At 59.2% G+C, this 18298-nt stretch carries 17 protein-coding genes; 10 read left to right on the top strand and 7 right to left on the bottom strand.

The window, feature by feature from the left end; all coding sequences use genetic code 11:
- Positions 1-54: 54 nt before the first annotated feature.
- The 6 genes from V7773_RS00615 to V7773_RS00590 form a co-directional block, all read right to left on the bottom strand.
- Entirely contained in the window at positions 55-558 is a 504-nt protein-coding gene (locus V7773_RS00615; protein ID WP_336071657.1) for a lipocalin-like domain-containing protein, read from the bottom strand.
- A 71-nt stretch (positions 559-629) separates the two neighbouring features.
- Positions 630-1952 carry an NTP/NDP exchange transporter gene (locus V7773_RS00610; RefSeq protein WP_336071655.1) on the bottom strand — a complete coding sequence of 441 codons (1323 nt, stop codon included), beginning with the start codon at positions 1950-1952 and terminating at the stop codon, positions 630-632.
- A gap of 67 nt (positions 1953-2019) precedes the next feature.
- Positions 2020-3066 (bottom strand): oxidoreductase, encoded by a 1047-nt coding sequence (locus tag V7773_RS00605; protein WP_336071653.1) that lies wholly within the window; start codon positions 3064-3066, stop codon positions 2020-2022.
- Positions 3067-3111: 45 nt separating this feature from the next.
- Positions 3112-3372: a DUF2790 domain-containing protein gene (locus V7773_RS00600; RefSeq protein ID WP_336071651.1), complete on the bottom strand. Its 261-nt coding sequence runs from the start codon at positions 3370-3372 to the stop codon at positions 3112-3114.
- Positions 3373-3502: 130 nt separating this feature from the next.
- Complete coding sequence (locus V7773_RS00595) at positions 3503-4876, bottom strand: heavy metal sensor histidine kinase (RefSeq protein WP_336071649.1); 1374 nt, start codon at positions 4874-4876, stop codon at positions 3503-3505.
- Complete coding sequence (locus V7773_RS00590) at positions 4876-5580, bottom strand: heavy metal response regulator transcription factor (protein WP_092143433.1); 705 nt, start codon at positions 5578-5580, stop codon at positions 4876-4878. The genes V7773_RS00595 and V7773_RS00590 overlap by 1 nt, the downstream gene beginning before the upstream one ends.
- Before the next feature lie 549 nt (positions 5581-6129).
- On the opposite strand from V7773_RS00590, the gene V7773_RS00585 reads away from it, so the two are divergent.
- Genes V7773_RS00585 through V7773_RS00555 form a run of 7 tightly spaced genes read left to right on the top strand, consistent with a single transcriptional unit; the run spans position 6130 to position 14077 of the window.
- Positions 6130-8355, top strand: coding sequence for a type VI secretion system Vgr family protein (locus V7773_RS00585; RefSeq protein ID WP_336071648.1), 2226 nt, complete (start codon positions 6130-6132; stop codon positions 8353-8355).
- A gap of 16 nt (positions 8356-8371) precedes the next feature.
- Positions 8372-8824: a DUF6484 domain-containing protein gene (locus V7773_RS00580; protein WP_336071647.1), complete on the top strand. Its 453-nt coding sequence runs from the start codon at positions 8372-8374 to the stop codon at positions 8822-8824.
- 12 nt (positions 8825-8836) lie between these two features.
- Complete coding sequence (locus V7773_RS00575; RefSeq protein WP_336071645.1) at positions 8837-9979, top strand: DUF2169 family type VI secretion system accessory protein; 1143 nt, start codon at positions 8837-8839, stop codon at positions 9977-9979.
- Positions 9976-11040 (top strand): 3-oxoacyl-ACP synthase, encoded by a 1065-nt coding sequence (locus V7773_RS00570; RefSeq protein ID WP_336071644.1) that lies wholly within the window; start codon positions 9976-9978, stop codon positions 11038-11040. The genes V7773_RS00575 and V7773_RS00570 overlap by 4 nt, the downstream gene beginning before the upstream one ends.
- A complete protein-coding gene (locus V7773_RS00565; RefSeq protein ID WP_072345251.1) occupies positions 11037-11951 on the top strand; it encodes a DUF4150 domain-containing protein in 915 nt (304 codons plus the stop codon). The genes V7773_RS00570 and V7773_RS00565 overlap by 4 nt, the downstream gene beginning before the upstream one ends.
- Positions 11951-12817, top strand: coding sequence for a hypothetical protein (locus tag V7773_RS00560; protein ID WP_336071641.1), 867 nt, complete (start codon positions 11951-11953; stop codon positions 12815-12817). The genes V7773_RS00565 and V7773_RS00560 overlap by 1 nt, the downstream gene beginning before the upstream one ends.
- A gap of 15 nt (positions 12818-12832) precedes the next feature.
- Entirely contained in the window at positions 12833-14077 is a 1245-nt protein-coding gene (locus V7773_RS00555; protein WP_336071639.1) for a TIGR02270 family protein, read from the top strand.
- 122 nt (positions 14078-14199) lie between these two features.
- Here the strand turns inward: V7773_RS00555 and kdgD are convergent, their stop codons facing one another.
- Positions 14200-15111: a 5-dehydro-4-deoxyglucarate dehydratase gene (gene kdgD / locus V7773_RS00550; RefSeq protein ID WP_336071637.1), complete on the bottom strand. Its 912-nt coding sequence runs from the start codon at positions 15109-15111 to the stop codon at positions 14200-14202.
- A gap of 371 nt (positions 15112-15482) precedes the next feature.
- Here kdgD and V7773_RS00545 point away from each other — a divergent pair, with 371 nt between their 5' ends.
- From V7773_RS00545 to V7773_RS00535, 3 genes are read left to right on the top strand one after another with little or no spacing between them, the layout of a single operon-like run.
- Positions 15483-15989: a TRAP transporter small permease gene (locus V7773_RS00545; protein ID WP_092143452.1), complete on the top strand. Its 507-nt coding sequence runs from the start codon at positions 15483-15485 to the stop codon at positions 15987-15989.
- Complete coding sequence (locus tag V7773_RS00540; RefSeq protein WP_092143455.1) at positions 15989-17272, top strand: TRAP transporter large permease subunit; 1284 nt, start codon at positions 15989-15991, stop codon at positions 17270-17272. The genes V7773_RS00545 and V7773_RS00540 overlap by 1 nt, the downstream gene beginning before the upstream one ends.
- A gap of 27 nt (positions 17273-17299) precedes the next feature.
- On the top strand, positions 17300-18298 hold the full coding sequence (locus V7773_RS00535) for a TRAP transporter substrate-binding protein (protein ID WP_092224531.1): 999 nt from the start codon (positions 17300-17302) through the stop codon (positions 18296-18298).

The raw sequence follows: 18298 nt of genomic DNA, 5'->3' as shown, positions 1-18298 counted from the left end.
CGGTGTCAGCCCGGTGGAAAAGGCCATCATCTGGTTGCACGCGACGCTTCGAAATTACCTTACACGCTCAAAGACGATGTGAACCTTCGCCCCATCCGGGCGGCGAAAATCTTCTACCATCCGGTTGCCATCGACCTTCAACTGCAGGTCGTCCCGGGTGCGCACAGCCCCCACCCAGTTCGGGAACGTAGACCCTTTGACAGTGTTGCCTGTGAACTCACCGTTCCGGTCGACGGTATATCGCCCGAAAAAACCGATGCTCCCCGCCATTGCTGCCCGGTTTTCCTCATCCGTGCCTTCGCCACGAACGTTGGATCGAAACGCCGGCACGCGTGGATCCGTGAGTACTTCGACAAACGTCAGCTCTGGCGTGAAGACGAGCCACCCATGGGGATCGGGGCCATAAGCATCCGATCTACTGCCCTGGCTCTCAACGGTTGCACTGACCATGCGCCATGTCCCGACCAGGGCGTTTTCTTTGCCCGCAAACGCTGTGGAGAGCGCCGAGAAAGCAACAACCGCCGCTACGATCGCCAGTACCTTGTTTTTCAGACTCATCCGCTTCACCTTTCCTCGCCGCAACGACGCGGCAGACAATAGAGTGGGTTTCATGCTGGTCGGTACGGTCTTCATGCCCTGGCCGAGATGGTCGCCAAACGTAACTCCCGCAACGTGGCATTATCCGCCCTCCGCCCCAGTTGCCAGCCCAGGTAACCCCAAAGCAGTGCACAACAGGCGCCGATTATCGCGGCCAGACCGGCCCCCTGCCCTAGCAGGTCGAGCAGACTCTTGGCCCAGCCGCTCATGGCGTCACCCGCGCGATAAACCACGGTGTCGATGAAGTTCTTGGCCTTGTATTTACTCTCGGCATCCAGCGACGCGAACAGCATTTCCCTACCCGGCCGAACGAACGCGTACTCACCGATTCGTCGCACGATCATCACCGCCGCCAGCAGAGCGAACCCCGGCGCCAACGCCAGGCCGAGGAAGCCGATGCACATGAGCAGCGGCACGACGGCCAACAAAGCACGCACCCCCAACTTCGGCGCTATGCGGCCGGTGATGAACAGCTGGGACAGTAACGCGCCCGCCTGCACGATGATGTCGATGGTGCCGAAGATGCGTACCTGCGCCTGGCGATCCGGAAAATGCTCGGCCACCAGGCGCGCCTGCTCGAAATAGAGAAAGGTGCTGACCGTCGCCAATAGCACCACGAAGCCGGCGATCCCCAGCAAGTAAGGTGACCTGAGCACCGTCGTCAACCCGCTGAACGGATTACCGTGCAATGGCTGTTGGGGGCTTTGCGTCGGCGCGGCACCGGGACGTCCAGCCCCGCCCGTTTCGCGCCACCCCATCAACGCCCGTTTCAACACCAGCGTGGCACCGAGCAACAAGGCCGCCAGAAACATCAATCCCGAGGCGCCGAGGGGGTCGATGAGCAGCGCGCTCAGGGCCGGCCCCAACAAACCGCCGACGCTGGCGCCCGCGGCGATGAAGGCGAACAGACGCTTGGCCTGCTCGCTGTCGAATACATCTGCCATCAGGCTCCAGGCCACTGATACGACGAACAAGTTGTAAACCGAGATCCAGACGTAAAAGACCCGGGCCAGCCAGACACTGTCCGGCTGGAACTGGAACAACTCGACGAACATCAGCAGGTTGAAACCGAAGAAGCCGTACACCCAGTCGATCAGGCGCAGGCGCGGCACTCGGGAACTGAGCCAGGCGAACAACGGCACGGCTGCCAGCATGACCAGGAAGGTCGAGGTAAACAGCCATTGCAGATTCTCCACCCCCGCCGCGATACCCATCGACTCACGGATCGGGCGCAGCATGAAGTAACCGGTGAAGAGGCAAAGGAACAGCAGGAATCCGCACAACGCTGGACGTAACTCGCCGTCGCGGGCGTTCAGGGCGAGACTCAGGCGGTGCAAATAGGAAGGCGTGCTCATAGGGACTCCGGGGAGACGGCAAAGGCAAAGGTCAAGCGCGGGACGGACGCCCGCGCCCAGGGTTGCATCAGCGATAGGTCACGCCGGTCAGGCGCTCGGAGACAGCCCAGAGTCGCTCGGCATCCGCCTGCGTGTTGGCGGCGGGCGGCGTCTTGGCGAAGCCCAACGGACCGCGTCGTTCATCGTCACCGGTCGGGCCGTAATAAGCCCCGCCTACGGCTTGGGCAGCCGTGGCGGCATATAACGTGGGCAACGCCCCTTGTGCTGCCGAGTGGTACGCATCGCGGTCCTTTGCCCAGCGCCGACCGAACTCGCTGTCCAGGCCTGGCCCCCGCGCGACCAACTCGGTGACCGCAACGCCGGGATGCGCCGCCATGCTGCGAATTCCCCAGTTTTCGGCGTCACTGCGCCGCTGCAAGGCAAAGGCCCAGTGCAGGATGGCCAGTTTCGATTGTGCGTAAGCCGCGTAGGGGTCGTACTTCTGCTCGCTCTGCAGATCATCGAGATTCATCGCGCCGCGCGCCGCCGCAATGCTTGACAGGCTCACCACACGGGCATCCTCGCTTTGACGCAAGAGCGGCACCAGCAGGCCGGTCAGCGCGAAGTGCCCCAGGTAATTGGTGGCCAATTGAAGTTCAAAGCCATCAGCAGACGTACCTCGCTCGGGAGGCGCCATGACGGCGGCATTGTTGATCAACACGTCGAGGCGCGGCAGTCGCTGATTGAGCCGCTGGGCCAGGCCGCGCACCGATGAAAGATCAGCCAGGTCCACGTTCTCGAACTGCACCTTGGCGTCGGGCACGGACTCGCGGATACGCGCAATGGCCTGTGCGCCGCGCTCCGGGTTGCGCGCGGCGATGATGACCTCGGCGCCGGCACGCGCCAAGGCCAGCGCATCCTCGTAGCCCATGCCGCTGGTGCCACCGGTGATCAGGACAATCCGGCCTTTCTGGGACGGTATGTCGCTGGTCGACCAGTCTGGTTTCGGTGTAATGCGATTGGAAGCTTCGATACTCACTGCACTGAGCAGTGCGATGCCTGCGGTGAGGGTTTTCGCCAGTCTTCCAAGCCGGCTCATGCGGCCAATGGCAGGTGTTGTTGTGCTATTCCACATGGTGAGGGTCCCTGTCTGAAGAAATGAACCGGCATCGCCGGACGGTCACTGTTTCGAGCACGCCTCAGCCAACTGCAGAAAGCTGACGTGCTTCTTTATTCCTTGGGTATTCAAATAGGTCATATTGGCTTGCACGACCTCGCATACCGGCGATGTCGCCTCCTCGATATGAATGACCCTGGCGATGTCCAGCGGCATGCCATATTCGTAGGCCGGGAACTGCGCTTGCTCTTTGGCGAGCAGCGGCGAGCCGCTCAAGGAGATGACTGCCAGCAGGCCGGCAATCGACAGGTTTCGAATGTTCATAGTGGGCTCCACGACACTGTCCTCGTTGGGATGGTCGTGGCACTTTAGGCGGGGGCGACTGACGTCAAGGTGACGGCTGGCTGACGGGAAGATGTCAAACGCGGGCGGACTTTACTCCCAGGGGCGACGACTAACGCGCGGTCTGGTTCATCAAGGAAAATCCGAAGGTGTTGAGCCCGTTTTCGCTGTGGGCAAACACGCGTCCACCGTGCATGGACGCCACCGCACGCACGATGGAAAGGCCCAGGCCATGGTGCGCATCGCTTCGCGCCCTGGCGGTGTCGGCGCGATAGAAACGCTCGAACAAACGCTCCAGGTGCGAATTGTCGATGGGCTCTCCGGCATTGGAAACGCTCACCTCGACCTGCATGCCGTGGCTGACCAGCGTCACCGTGATGGTGCTTGTCGGCACCGCGTAGCGCGCCGCGTTCTGTATCAAATTGGCCAGGGAGCGGTGAAAGAGGCGTCGGTCGATGCACACGCGCATGTCGCCTTGGATCACCACGCTCAGCTGTTTGTCATGCAAGACCGGCTCCAGATACTCCACCGTCTTCGCCGCCTCTTCATAAAGCGAGACGTCACTGAGCTCGGTTGCTCGTTGCCCGCTCTCGGCCCCGGCCAGGAACAGCATGTCATTGACGATGGTGCCCATCCGTTCCAGCTCTTCGAGGTTCGACTGCAACAAGTCCTGAAGCTCGCTCACCTCACGCCCGTGGGCCAATGCCACCTGGGTCTGTCCGATCAGGTTGGTCAGGGGCGTTCGCAGCTCATGGGCCACATTGGCATTGAATCCTTCGAGCTGGCACCAGGCCGCTTCCTGGCGCGCCAAGGCGCCGTTGAATGACACCGCCAGTTCCTGCAATTCGCCAGGTAGCGCTTCGGTGTCCAGTCGCTGCTTCGAATCCCCCGGCGGCAGGCTGTTGGCTTGACGGCTCAAGCGCCTCACCGGTCCCAGGCCAAAACGCGCGATCCAGTAACCGAGCAGCGCAACCAGCCCGATGCCCAACGCCGAGGTCAGGACCAATATCTTGGTGAAGTGGTCCAGGGTCTTCCTGAACGGCGTTGAGTCCAGCCCCACGATAAAACGCAGTTCCGGACGGTTGCCCATGGCGGGAATGGTCTTGAGCAACACCATCATGGGGCGCTCTCGGTCAGGTAGATCCAGGGTAAAAAGCCCATCGGAGCGCTTCGACCAATCCTGGCCATCGGGCATCGCCCCGCCGTAACTGAAGGCCGGGTTGTCTACCAGGATCCAATAGCGCACTCGTTCATCCGCGGGCGTCAGGCCGTCGAGCTTCTGGCGCAAACCGACCCAGAATGCTGGCGAATCGTATTTGGCTAGCACCGGGTCGAGCACGGAATGGCGCAGCACCAGCTCGTTTTGCATCTGCTCATCGAGCGATTGCTTCAAGGAACAGCGCAACAGCGTCGCACTGATCGACATGATCAGCAGGACAGCGAGGGCGAACATCAGGGCGAGCCGCTTGGCGATCGATCGTTTCATCAAGGCGTACCCGTTTGCCTGCCATCTGCCTCTCGGCTTTCCAGTACATACCCCATGCCACGGACGGTATGCAGCAGCTTGCGCGGATACGGGGCATCTACCTTGGCGCGGACGCGCTTGATCGCAACCTCGACCACGTTGGCGTCACTGTCGAAATTCATGTCCCAGACCTGCTCGGCAATCATCAACTTGGAAAGGATCTCGCCTTGATGCCGCGCCAACAGGCTCAACAGACAGAACTCCTTGGCCGTCAGGTCCAGCCGCAGCCCGCCCCGGGTCACCTTGCGCGCTTGCAGGTCGACCTCCAGATCGTCGATGCGCAAATGCGTCAGGTCGGCCGAGTCACCTGCGTGACGACGGATCAAGGCCTGGACACGTGCGACGAGTTCGGCAAATGAAAAAGGTTTGCCCAGGTAATCATCGGCGCCTTCGCGCAGCCCGCGAATGCGATCATCCACCGTCCCCCTGGCCGACAACATGATGACCGGGGTTTTCTTGTGCAGGCGCAGGCCTTGCAGCACGTCATAGCCGTCTTTGCCCGGCAGCATCACATCCAGGATCACCACGTCGTAGTCCCATTCCAGTGCGTAATGCAGGCCATCGATACCATTCGTGGCAACGTCGACAATGTAGCCAAGCTCGGTCAAGCCACGATGGACGTAGGAGGAGGTTTTTTCTTCGTCCTCGACAATGAGCAAACGCATCGGGTAACGCCTCTCTTAAAACGGTGCCACAAATTAGGAGACCCAATAGCCGATCCCGATGTTTGGCTGGGGGCTGATGCTTCAAGCCCCCTGCAAGATCGCCTGGATGTACATTTTCCCCAGTCTAGGCTGCGAAGGTGTCCGCAGGCTGACCGCTTCCTGACATTCTTGTCAGAAAGGTTGCAAAGGCCGAGTCCGTCACTCTCATAGTGTTATTCGATTTTGGAATGACAGTTATAGCTAACGAAACTACGTAGACGACCTTCCGTCACCTATCTTGACGTCAGGTATCCGTCCCATTCCGGGCGATGCTCGGAACGCTATCTAACGGGCTCCAGACACACGTCAATCCGCAGGATGAGGATCTGCTCGTACGTTCAGTTCGATTGAAGACCGCAATACCGATAAGGAGATCCCCCTGTGGTGGATGTGCAGCAAGTGTTGGACTCGAATTCCCCTGGCATCCCCTATGGCGACGACTATGCGTGCGACGCCACCTTCTTTACCACGGCCGACTGACGCCCGAACACGAGCCAAAGGAAGCCGTTCATGGCAATCACGCAAAACAACCGTTTGGTGCAGGTCGACAGCCCCCTCGGCGGCGATGTCCTGTTGTTGCAAAGCATGGAAGGCAGCGAAGAGCTGGGGCGATTGTTTCACTACGAATTGGACCTGACCTCCGAAGACCGGGCAATCACGTTCGACCAATTGCTGGGTAAGCCGATGGGCCTGACCCTGGAGCTGTATGACGGCGGCAAGCGCTATTTTCACGGCATTGTCTGCAGTTGCCGGCAATTGACCGGCCACGGTCAGTTCGCCGGTTACCGCGTCAGCTTGCGCCCGTGGTTCTGGCTGCTCACGCGCACCTCCGACTGCCGGATTTTCCAGAACAAGACGGTGCCGGACATCATCAAGCAGGTGTTCCGCGACCTCGGCTTCTCCGATTTCGAGGACAGCCTGAGCGGCAGCTACCGCGAGTGGGAATATTGCGTGCAGTACCGCGAAACCAGCTTCGACTTCGTCAGCCGGTTGATGGAGCAGGAAGGCATCTATTATTACTTTCGCCATGACAAGTCGCGGCATGTCCTGGTGCTGGCCGACGCCTATGGCGCTCACTCCACGGCGGCAGACTATGAATCGGTGCCCTTCTATCCGCCCGATCGGCAAATGCGCGAGCGCGATCATTTCTACGACTGGCAACTGGCACGGGAAGTCCAACCCGGCTCGCTGGCGCTGAACGACTATGACTTCCTGCGTCCACGCGCCAGCCTTGAGGTGCGCTCCAGTGTGCCGCGCACCCACACCAACGCCGACTACCCGCTCTACGACTACCCCGGTGAGTACGTCCAGAGCAACGATGGCGATCACTATGCGCGTACTCGCATCGAAGCCATTCACAGCCAGTTCGAGCGTGTGCAATTACGCGGTCGCGCCCGCGGCATCGGTTGCGGTCATGTGTTCACGCTGACGGGATATGACCGTGCAGACCAGAACCGCGAGTATCTCGTGGTGGCCGCCCGTTATCAGATTCGTCAGGACGCCTATGAAAGCGGACAGTCGGACGTCGCCGAACAGTTCGTCAGCGAACTGGACTGCATGGATGCCAACCAGGCCTTCCGAACTCTGCCCCTCACGCCGATGCCCATCGTCCGTGGACCGCAGACCGCCGTGGTGGTGGGGCCCAGTGGCGAGGAAATCTGGACCGACCAATATGGCCGGGTCAAAGTGCATTTCCATTGGGATCGCCATGACCAGTCCAATGAAAACAGCTCCTGCTGGATTCGTGTTTCCCAGGCCTGGGCCGGCAAGAACTGGGGATCCGTGCAGCTCCCGCGGATCGGCCAGGAAGTGATCGTCAGTTTCCTCGAGGGCGATCCGGATCGGCCGATCATCACCGGCCGCGTCTACAACGCCGAACAGACCGTGCCCTACGGGTTGCCGGCCAATGCCACCCAGAGCGGGGTGAAAAGCCGCTCGAGCAAGGGCGGCTCACCGGCCAACTTCAATGAAATCCGCATGGAGGACAAGAAAGGCGCCGAGCAGCTGTTTATCCACGCCGAGAAAAACCAGGACATCGAGGTCGAGAACGACGAGACCCACTGGGTTGGCCATGACCGCCGCAAGACCATCGACAACGACGAAACCGTGCACGTCAAACACGACCGCACCGAAACCGTCGATAACAACGAAACCATCACCATCGGTGTGGATCGCACGGAAAAGGTCGGCAATAACGAAACCATTTCCATTGGCGTGAACCGTACCGAGAAGGTGGGCAGCGACGAGAAAATCACCATTGGCGCCAATCGCACCGAGAACGTGGGCAGTAACGAGACCATCACCATCGGCGCGGACCGCACCGAAAAAGTCGGTGCCAACGAGAAAATCAGCATCGCCAGCAACCGCACCGAGGACGTGGGCGGCAACGAGACCATCGGCATCACCGGCAACCGTAACGAAACGGTCCAGGGCAACGAAGGCATCGAGATCAGCGGCAACCAGAGCACCCAGATCGGCCAGAACGAATCGCGCGACGTCGCCCAGAACCGCACCACCAACATCAAGCAGAACGACAGCCTGGACGTTGGCAAGCACTTCTCCTTGACCGCCGGTGACTCCATCAGCCTGACCACGGGCGACGCCAGCATCACCATGAAAAAGGACGGCACGATCATGATCAGCGGCAAGAACATCACCATCGACGGCTCCGGTGCCATCAAGATCAAGGCCAGCAAGAATGTGGTCGTCAAAGGCCAGAAGATTCTGCAGAACTAGCCATGGAGTAGGCGCTATGACCGTTGAATACCACCTCCCTGCCTCCTCCACGCCAGTGCGCGTGGAGGGCGTCGTGATTGGCGTGCTTCTGGATGTGCCCAAGGCGGACGCCCCAGTGGTGGCCTTCCCCGGTTGCCCCGCTGATACAGGCCTCGCTGCGCGCACTACCACACCGCTGAGCCGAGAGGACATCGGCGCCCAGGTCGCGCTGATGTTCGAGGCCGGCGACGTGGCCCGACCACTGGTGATCGGCCGCATCCAGCGCCTGCCGCAAACCGCCGCGCCTGCCGTCGCCCAGCTGGACGGCGAGCGCTTGGAATTCACCGCAGAACGGGAAATCGTCCTGCGCTGCGGCAAGGCGAGCATTACCCTCACGCGCGAAGGCAAGATACTTATCCGAGGGGCCTACCTGTCGAGTCGATCATCCGGCGTGAACCGCATCAAGGGCGGCTCGGTACAGATCAACTGAGGCAGTGACGCCATGGAATTGGTAAACAAGACCCGCCTCGTCGGCGGCTATACGACCTCAACCGATAAAACGGGCCGTGAATGGCTGGTCGTGGTGGCGAAAGGGACCTACGGCATTCCAGATCACCCTGGACATCCGCCGCGCCTGCTTGAGCAACAGGTTCCGCTGATCATGGCCGATGTATTCCCAGGGGAGCCCTGCGAATCAGCCGCCTTATACGAAAACGATTTTGCGCTGCACAAGCCCCGCTGCGATGTTCTGCTTAACGGCCACTGCCACGCCCCCAACGGTGAGCCGGCAACAGAGGTGAACGTAGCGCTGAAAGTGGGGACTCTCGTCAAGGCATTCAAAGTGATTGGGGCACGAAACTATGAGGATAGCGCCCTCTCCCACTCGATAAGCAAACCTGTTCCATTCACCACAATGCCGATTACCTACGCGCAGGCTTTCGGCGGCGTGGATCGCACGCATGCAGACCCGGCCAAACACAAATGGTACCCATGGAACCCGGTTGGAGTCGGATTTTACCCCTCGGCAAGCAGTACCCAGACCAATGGCTTGCCGCTCCCCAATACCGAAGAACTGGACAGGCCGGTCACCGCTCCCCACGAACATTACAAGCCAATGGCATTTGGCCCGATTGGTCGGGCATGGCGGCAGCGTATCCAATGGGCAGGCACTTATGATCAGGCGTGGCTTGATCATCAATTTCCATTTCTTCCCGAAGATTTTGACGTGCGCTACTTCCAATGCGCACCCGAGGACCAGCAAATCGATTATCCCCGTGGGGGCGAAGAAGTCGCGCTGCTTAACCTGAGTGATAAAGGCCGCTCGGCATTCAGGCTTCCGGCAAATCTGAAACTCGCGATGCTTGTCGTTTTTCACGACGACAGCACACGGGAAGCCGTCGCCGTGGTCGACACCATCATTCTTGAACCAGACGCGAATCGCCTGACGCTGACATGGCGAGCTTCTTCACCCCTCGGGCGCAACATCAGGGAGGTGGCCAAGGTCATCGTCGGGCAAACCGCCGCTCAGTTCGAACAGGCCAAGGCCAACGAAGAACGCATGCGTGCGAAACAACACTTCAAGTCATTGGCTCAACTCATCGCGTGGACAAAGGACGCCTATCCTCCCGCGGAAGAGGAAACATGACCTCCATGCAGGGGCACGCCCTCTTCATTACCAGCATGGGCATGGCCTGCCCCGTGGGCTTATGCGTTGCCAGTGCCTGTGCTGCCAAGCGCGCCGGGCTGTCAGCACTCCAGGAGCTGCCGTTTTTTGACAACGCGTGCGAACCGATCATCGGCGCGGCGGTGCCCAGCCTTGACCTGGCTTTGCCGGCAGCAGCGCGCATGTCCGAGCTCATGCAGCATGCACTGGTCGAGTTGATACAGGGTGCGCCGAAGCTGGATTGGACAGAAGTGCCATTTCTCCTGTGCCTGGCTGAACCGGAGCGCCCCGGAATCAATATCAGGGAAATAGCCCAGGCCGTCATACAGGACGTATCTTCCAAGTTGGGCATACGGTTCCATCCAACGCATTCCAGGGTCATCCCCTCCGGCCATGTTGCCGGCATGCACGCCCTTCATGAAGCCAGTCGATTAATGCAGGAAACACGGGTCCCCGCCTGTGTGGTGGCGGGTGTTGACTCACTGCTCAGCGCCTTGACGCTGCAGTGGCTGGACGAGCATCGCCGGCTGAAAACGGCCACTCACAAAGACGGCTTGTTTCCTGGTGAAGGGGCTGCGGCCATTCTGATTCAGGCCTATCGGCAACCTGGCACCTGCTTGAAAATCTCAGGCCTGGGCTTTGGGCAAGAAGAGGCGCCTCTTTTGTCGAGCAAACCCCTGCGAGCAGGCGGGCTGACCGACGCTGCTCGTACGGCACTCGCACAGGCCAAGCTGGGTCTGCATGAAATTGATCTGCGCCTGTCCGATGTCACGGGAGAGCAATACGGGTTCAAGGAACTTCCGCTGATGGAGGCCCGGCTTTTTCGGACAGTGCGAAAAGAGGATCAGCCACTGTGGCATTGGGCAGAGGCCATGGGTGACACCGGGGCCATTGCTGGAATCGTCCAATTGATACTCGCCGACCAGGCCTTTCGCAAAGGCTATGCACCGGGAACCACCGCGATCTGTCTGAGCAGTGCCCTGGCCGGTGCACGCGCGGCGGCTGTCGTGCGCGACCTTAGCCAGCCAGAGGGGGACCTATGAGCTGCGACGTTTACGCAAACGGCGATGAGATTGCATGCAAAGCGGGTGGCGGCAAGGTCATCGCGGCGTTCCCGGATGTCTGCCTGACACCACCGCCACCTCCGGGGGGACCCATCCCGGTGCCCTATCCGGACACTTCGTTTTCCAAGGACATGAAGAAAGGCAGCAAGACCGTCAAGATCGAAAACAAGGAGATCATGTTAAAAAATCGCTCCTTCTATAAAACCTCCCCGCTGGGCGATGAAGCCGCCACAAGAAGTCAGGGGGCCGGTGTCATCACTCATGTCATCACCGGCAAGACCTATTTTGTTTCATGGTCAATGGATGTTCTTTTCGAAGGCCAGAACGTAGACCGACATACCGATCTCACCACATCGAATCATGCCAGCCCCGCAGCGAATGCGGCCGTGCCCATGGTCAACACCGCCAAATACAGTCCGGTGCAACAAGACGCCAAGGTACCGGGCAAACACAAATGTGAATGTTGCGGCGGCGCGGCGCACTCCAAGGCTCAAGCGAACGGGGAGTACATGACGGAAGACCAGTTCTACGGCACCGCAGAAAATCCCAAGAATGCAGCCGTCCTCGCCAAAGTCCGGGCCAATCCCAAGTGCAGGCACCTGTTGCCACCCGCCGGAAAGCAACCGAGCGGCTGTAATAAGTACTACGTAACGAGCAAACGAGAGAAAGCCAACATTGAAAATGATTGGGCGATTAACCGGCCAGGCTATATGCGTTGGAAAGAAGTGGGCCAAGGAGAGCCGGTGGCGCATAGAGTCCCCAAGGCGGCCGGAGGTTGTCCGTCCGGGCAAGGGAATCTCGCCCCTACTGGCAAGAAGTGTGAGAAGCTCGAAGGAGAGCTGAGCGCACTTCAAGAGACACGCATCAATAGTTTTCCAAGGCCCGAATGATGAAAGCCTCTATTTACAAGCACACCCAAAGACCCGCTTTCCTTCAAGACAGCTTCTATTGGAAAGGACGCGGATATCACTACAGCGGTAGCGCTCCGGCAGAAGTATTGTCAGCTGACGGATGGATGAGCCATGACCCGTGGATTGCACTTGCTGCGATTCTGGAGCATGCCAAGCGTGGAAATTACAGCCATGTCTCCCAACTGCGCAAATGGATAGTGGACCCCGATTGCGATCCAACGCTGGTATCGGCCTGCCTCGGTCTGACCGCTGATGCAGGGCTCGACACTGACCTGGATTTCCTGGCCGAACTCATACTCGAAGGCCCCACTTACCTTCGCATCGAGGCGTGCCTGGCAGCCCAGTGGTCTGGTGTGCTGTGGCTGATACCTTTCATGGTTGAGGCATGGCGCATGTTTGCGCGTCGGGCCGACCGAGCCGCCGTGGAAGCCAATTTAACCAATCTTCTTGACCCCATCGAAAACGAACCCGAGTTTTTTGACAGTGGCCTGAACGAAGTCGACTACAAAGCGGCTGTCGATTCACGACTCAGCCAACTGCAGAACGCTTATGGCAGCGATCGCTGCTCAATTTCCGGGGGGATGCCCGTCGACATGAACAAACAAGTCTGGGTCATGAGAAAGTCCCTGGTTCCGTCAGGCACTGATGAATGGATCGATTGGAGCAACTTTCTCATCTGGAGGCGTAAATTCGAAGTGTATTCCGGCGTCGACTGTTCCAGCTTCTACGGAAAAAAAGGCGAGTTTCAACCGCTGAATGCGGCCGCTGTCCTGGACCGATACATGGCCTCTCCCCTGCACTTCGAAGTCGGTAAACGTTACTTCTTTGGAAACCTGGTGCCGTAACAAGACAGAGACGTCATGGTCCCCATCTCATCAATGATCGAGCAACATGCCGAAGAAGCTTGCTTCCTCATCCTCCTGCACGATCACGCCGTGCGCGCGCCCCACTATGACCTTGATGACCTCGGCAAACTGGACGAACGCATCGACGCTCATCTCGATGGCCTGCGTATTGCCGGCTCAACGAGCCTGGAGATTCTGCTGACCCAGTTGGGCTCGCACAGCGTCGGAGAGATGTTCGCCTGTGTGCTGCTGGCCTTCGAGACGGCCAATGCGAAGGTGCTGTCGCGGCTCAGCGAGCACTTGAGAAGTGCCACGGAAACTGAACGAGGTTACCTGATGGCCCTGGGGTGGCTAGACTGGGAGCGTGTATCGCCCTGGATCGAGCGCATGCTCGCCTCCCCCGAGCCCTTGTTTCACCGCCTCGGCCTGGCGGCCTGCGGCATGCATCGCCAGAATCCCGGCCCTATCCTGCTGACCGAACTGTCCCACGCCGACCCCAGCGTGCTGGCACGTGCCGCCCGCACGGCTGGCGAGCTGCGCCGGCGTGACCTGCTGCCGGCGATTCGTGCCCACCGCCAGCATGAAGACGCCGCCACGCGCTTCTGGGCCAACTGGGCCACCAGCCAAATGGGCGACCAGCAAGCCTTGGAGGCTCTGCGCTCATTCGCCGAGCAACCGGGCGAGTTCCAGTACCGCGCGCTCTGCGTACTGCTGGCCTGGCAAGAACGCGAACCCAGCATCGCCTGGATACGGCAATGGGTACAGGATCCCCGGGATCGGCGCATCGGCGTCCAGTCCCTTGGACTGCTGGGCGATCCGGTCTGCGTGCCTTGGTTGATCCAGCAGATGAGCGACCTGCCCTATGCCCGCGTCGCCGGCGAAGCCTTCAGCATGATCACCGGCGCGGACCTGGCGTTGCTTGATCTGGAATTGCAGGCCCTGCCGAATTTCGATGCGGGCCCGAACGACAACCCTGAAGATCCCAATGTCGCCATGGACCCCGATGAAAACCTGCCCTGGCCCGATTCACAGGCAATCGAAAGATGGTGGCAAGCCAATAGCGGACACTTCCAGGAGGGTACTCGTTATATGCTGGGATTGGCCCATAGTGAACACAGCTTTCAGCAAGCCCTTGTCCGCGGCCAGCAACGCCAGCGCATCGCCGCCGCCTGCGGTCTCGCCCGCTATCGACCAACCGAAGTGCTTTTCCCCACGAGCGCGCCGGTCTGGCGGCAAAAGCGGTTGTTGTTCGGGCGATAAGCAGGCGATATATCACGCAATCCGACGCCCCTCTCAGAAATCAAAACACCCCGCGAGAGCTTTGCTCTTGCAGGGTGTCTCGCCGACCACTGTGTCTTCAGTGGTTTTGAATCATGGTGGGGTTATTGCGCGCCCTGTTTTTCGATCAGCGCAGCGAGCAGCTTATATTCTTCCGAAGACAGGTCGGTGAGCGGCGTACGTACAGGGCCTGCGTCATGGCCGACAATTCTCGCACCAGCCTTGACGATACTGACTGCATAGCCCGCCTTGCGGTTACGTATGTCCAGATAGGGCAAGAAGAAATCGTCGATCATTTTGCCAACGGCCACGTGATCTTCCCTGGCAATCGCGTGATAGAAATCCATCGCCAGCTTAGGGACGAAGTTGAATACCGCCGACGAGTACACCGCAACCCCCAGCGCCTTGTAGGCCGCGGCGTAGACTTCAGCCGTAGGCAGACCGCCCAGATACGAGAGTCGATCGCCCAGGCGACGACGGATCGACACCATCAATTCAACATCGCCCAAGCCGTCCTTGTAGCCGATCAGATTCGGGCAGCGCTCGGCTAACCGTTCCAGAAGCGCAGCGGTCAGGCGGCACACATTGCGGTTGTAAACCACCACGCCGATCTTGACCGATTTGCACACGGCCTCGACATGGGTGGCCACACCTTCCTGGCTCGCCTCGGTCAAATAATGAGGGAGCAACAACAACCCTTTGGCCCCCAATCGCTCGGCCTCTTGGGCATATTGAATCGCCTGACGCGTGGATCCGCCCACCCCCGCCAGGATCGGCATACTGCTGGCGCAAGTATCGACTGCGGTCTTGATGACTGCGCTGTATTCATCGGCCGCCAGGGAAAAGAACTCCCCGGTTCCCCCTGCGGCAAACAGCGCGCTCGTGCCATACGGCGCCAACCATTCCAAGCGTCGCGCATACCCGGCGGCATTGAATTCGCCGCGGCTGTCGAAATCAGTCAGCGGGAACGAAAGCAGTCCCGAGGAAAGCACGGATTTAAGCTCCGATGGAGTCATTGTTTATCACCTGTTTTTGATTGTCATTTGGAAAAGCTGTTGACGTCATACGTCATCATATAACAACAAATAAAACAACACTTAAAACAAGTAGTCACAACTTTCGCCCCTCTTCCAAGCTGATTAATATTCCTTATCTAACTAATAAGAACATTGACTTATCCAACATTGTCATTGGCATTGACACAACTTCGATGGAAGGAAAGAATCACTCATGTCGTACGACGACTTATAACAAATAATAAAAAGGTGACCTTACTTATGTTTCGTTCGCATCTTCTTGCAGCTCGCTCCAATCGGCTCAGCGGCGCGGTTCTCCTTGCAACACCGCCGTTGCGCAGCCTCCATACCCTCAACCTGGTGCAAGTGCCATGAACGACATCCTGAAACTCTATTTTCTAGCGCTTAAGGTATTGATCATTGCGTGCCTGGTTTCTATCACGGCGCTGATTTTCGCCAATGTCGTGTTGCGCTACGGTTTTAATTCCGGCTTGTTTTTCACTGAAGAAATTTCCAGGTTGGCATTCGTCTGGCTGGTCTTCGCCGGCTCCCAACTCATGCTTCATGAAAAGGGTCATATCGGCGTCGATATCCTGACCAGCCGTGTCTCGCCCAAGATAGCCAAACACCTGTTGACGTTGACCTATCTGTTGATGCTGTTCGCCACGTCGCTGTTTCTCCAGGGCAGTTGGAAGCAGACCTTGATCAACTTGGATGTGGGTGCCCCTTCCACCGGAGTATCCATGGGCTTGTTTTATGGCGCCGGGTTGGTCTTTTGCATCTTGAGCACCCTGCTGCTCTGCGCTCAATTGGTGAAGCATCTGGCCACACCGGCTGGCGTGCCCTTGTCTTCAGCCGCACACGGGGTGCTCGAATAATGGCCCTGGGCGTTTTTGTTGGCGTGCTGATGGCCGCCTTATTCATAGGCGCGCCAATCGCCTATGCACTGATCCTCTGCGGCGTTGCCCTGATGTGGCTGCTCGGGTTGTTCGATGGCCAGATCATCGCGCAGAACATTATCAACTCAGCGGGCAGCTTCCCATTGCTGGCCATTCCTCTGTTTATCATCGCTGGCGAGGTGATGAACAGCGGCGGCCTGTCCAAGCGCATTATCAACCTGGCCATTTCCCTGGTCGGCCATCTGCGCGGCGGCCTTGGCTACGTCACCATCTTCGCCGGGGTACTGCTCTCCAGCCTGTCGGGCTCGGCACTGGCCGATGCGGCGTCACTGACCGCACTGCTGCTGCCGATGATGGTCATCGCAGGCTATAACCGCAATCGATCCGGCGGCCTGATTGCCTCGGTCTCGGTACTTGGCTCGATTATTCCACCCAGCATTGGTTTCGTGGTCCTGGGGGTCGCCTCCGGCTTGTCGATCACCAAATTGTTCCTGGCGGGTATCGCCCCGGGGCTGATGATCGCCACTGCGCTGGTCATCACCTGGTGGCTAGTGTCTCGTCGCGACAACGACATCGAACTGAGCCCCAAGGCGTCTGGCAAGGAACGCATCAAGGCCCTGGCCGACAGCACCTGGGCGCTGCTGTTGCCGGTGATCATCGTAGTCGGTCTGCGCTTCGGCATCGTGACGCCTACCGAGGCGGGTGCGGTGGCGAGTGTCTATGCGCTGCTGGTGTCCTCGCTGATCTACCGGGAACTGAGCCTGAAGTCACTCAGCGAATTGCTACTGCGTGCAGGAAAAACAACCGCGGCCGTCATGTTCCTGGTCGCCGCCGCCTCGATCCCGGCCTGGATGATCACCATCGCGGACATCCCGGGGCAGATCATCGACCTCATTCAACCGGTCATGGACAACCCGAAGCTGTTGATCGTGGTGCTCATGCTGCTGATTCTGTTGATTTCCATGGTCATGGACCTGACACCGACGATTTTGCTGCTGGCGCCGATCCTCGTCCCTGTCGTAACCGCCGCGAACATCGACCCGATCTACTTCGGCGTGCTGTTCATGATCAATTGCTCCATCGGCCTGATTACCCCGCCCGTGGGCACGGTGCTCAACGTCGTCTGTGGCATCGGCAACATGCGCTACGAAGCGCTGCTCAAGGGCACCGTCCCGTTCCTGATCGCCGAAATTATCGTCCTTTTCCTCCTGGTGATGTTCCCTGACCTGGTCACTGTTCCAGCGCAATGGTTCGCCCACTAAAACAACCGACAAGAAAAAGGAAAAACCATGATCAAGCATCTAACCGTCCTGGCTGCCCTGCTGCTGGCCAGCAGCTTGAGCTTCGCCGCCGAGTACAACGCTCGCACGATCAAGTTTGCCGCAACCAGCCCGAAGGGAACGCCGCCGGCCATTGGCATGGAGCTGTTTGCCAAGAAGGTCAATGAACGCAGCGGCGGCAAGATTAAAGTGCGGACCTTCCCCAATGGCGTGCTGGGCGGCGACGTACAAGTGCTGTCCTCGTTACAGGGCGGCGTGGTGGAAATGATGACCTGGAACGCCGGCCTGATGCTCAATCATGTGACCGACTTCGGCATTCTCGATTTCCCCTTTATCTACACCGATACCGCCAAGGTCGACGCCATGCTCGATGGCGAAGTCGGCAAGATGCTGATCGACCAGTTGCCCGCGAAGAACCTGGTGGGCCTGGCGTTCTGGGAGCTGGGCGTGCGTAACCTGACCAATAACGTGCGGCCGGTGCAGAAGATGGAAGACATCGCCGGCATGAAGATTCGTGCGCAACAATCGCCATTGTTCCTGGATGTGTGGACGGCGCTCGGGGCGAACCCCACGCCTTTGCCCTTCACCGAAGTGCACACCGCGCTCGAAACCCACACCGTGGACGGTCAGGAAAACCCGGCGGCCCTGATCCTCGCCTCAAGGTTCAATGAAGTGCAGAAATACCTCAGCCTGACCCATCACAACTACAACCCGCAGATCGTCCTGATCGGCAAGCCCTTCTGGGACAGCTTGAATGCCGATGAGAAGGCGCTGCTGACGGAGGTCGCCATGGAAGTGCGCCTTGAGCAACGGGAGATTTCCCGCCAGGCCGACAGCAGGACGATTTCCGAATTGCGCAGCGCCGGCATGCAAGTCAACGAACTGGCTCCCGAAGAGATCGCGCGCATCCAGCAAAAAATCCGCCCGGTGCTCGATAAATACGCCGCGCAGATCAACCCCGAACTGGTTAAGAAAGTCTACACGGCCGTGGATTACCACCCGCAATAA

The sequence above is a fragment of the Pseudomonas sp. 3JA genome (assembly GCF_036961705.1).
In the GTDB taxonomy this organism is placed as follows: Bacteria; Pseudomonadota; Gammaproteobacteria; order Pseudomonadales; family Pseudomonadaceae; genus Aquipseudomonas; species Aquipseudomonas fluorescens_Q.
The sequence above is the reverse complement of the archived record's forward strand: the minus strand, read 5'-3'. Positions and strand labels throughout refer to the sequence as shown.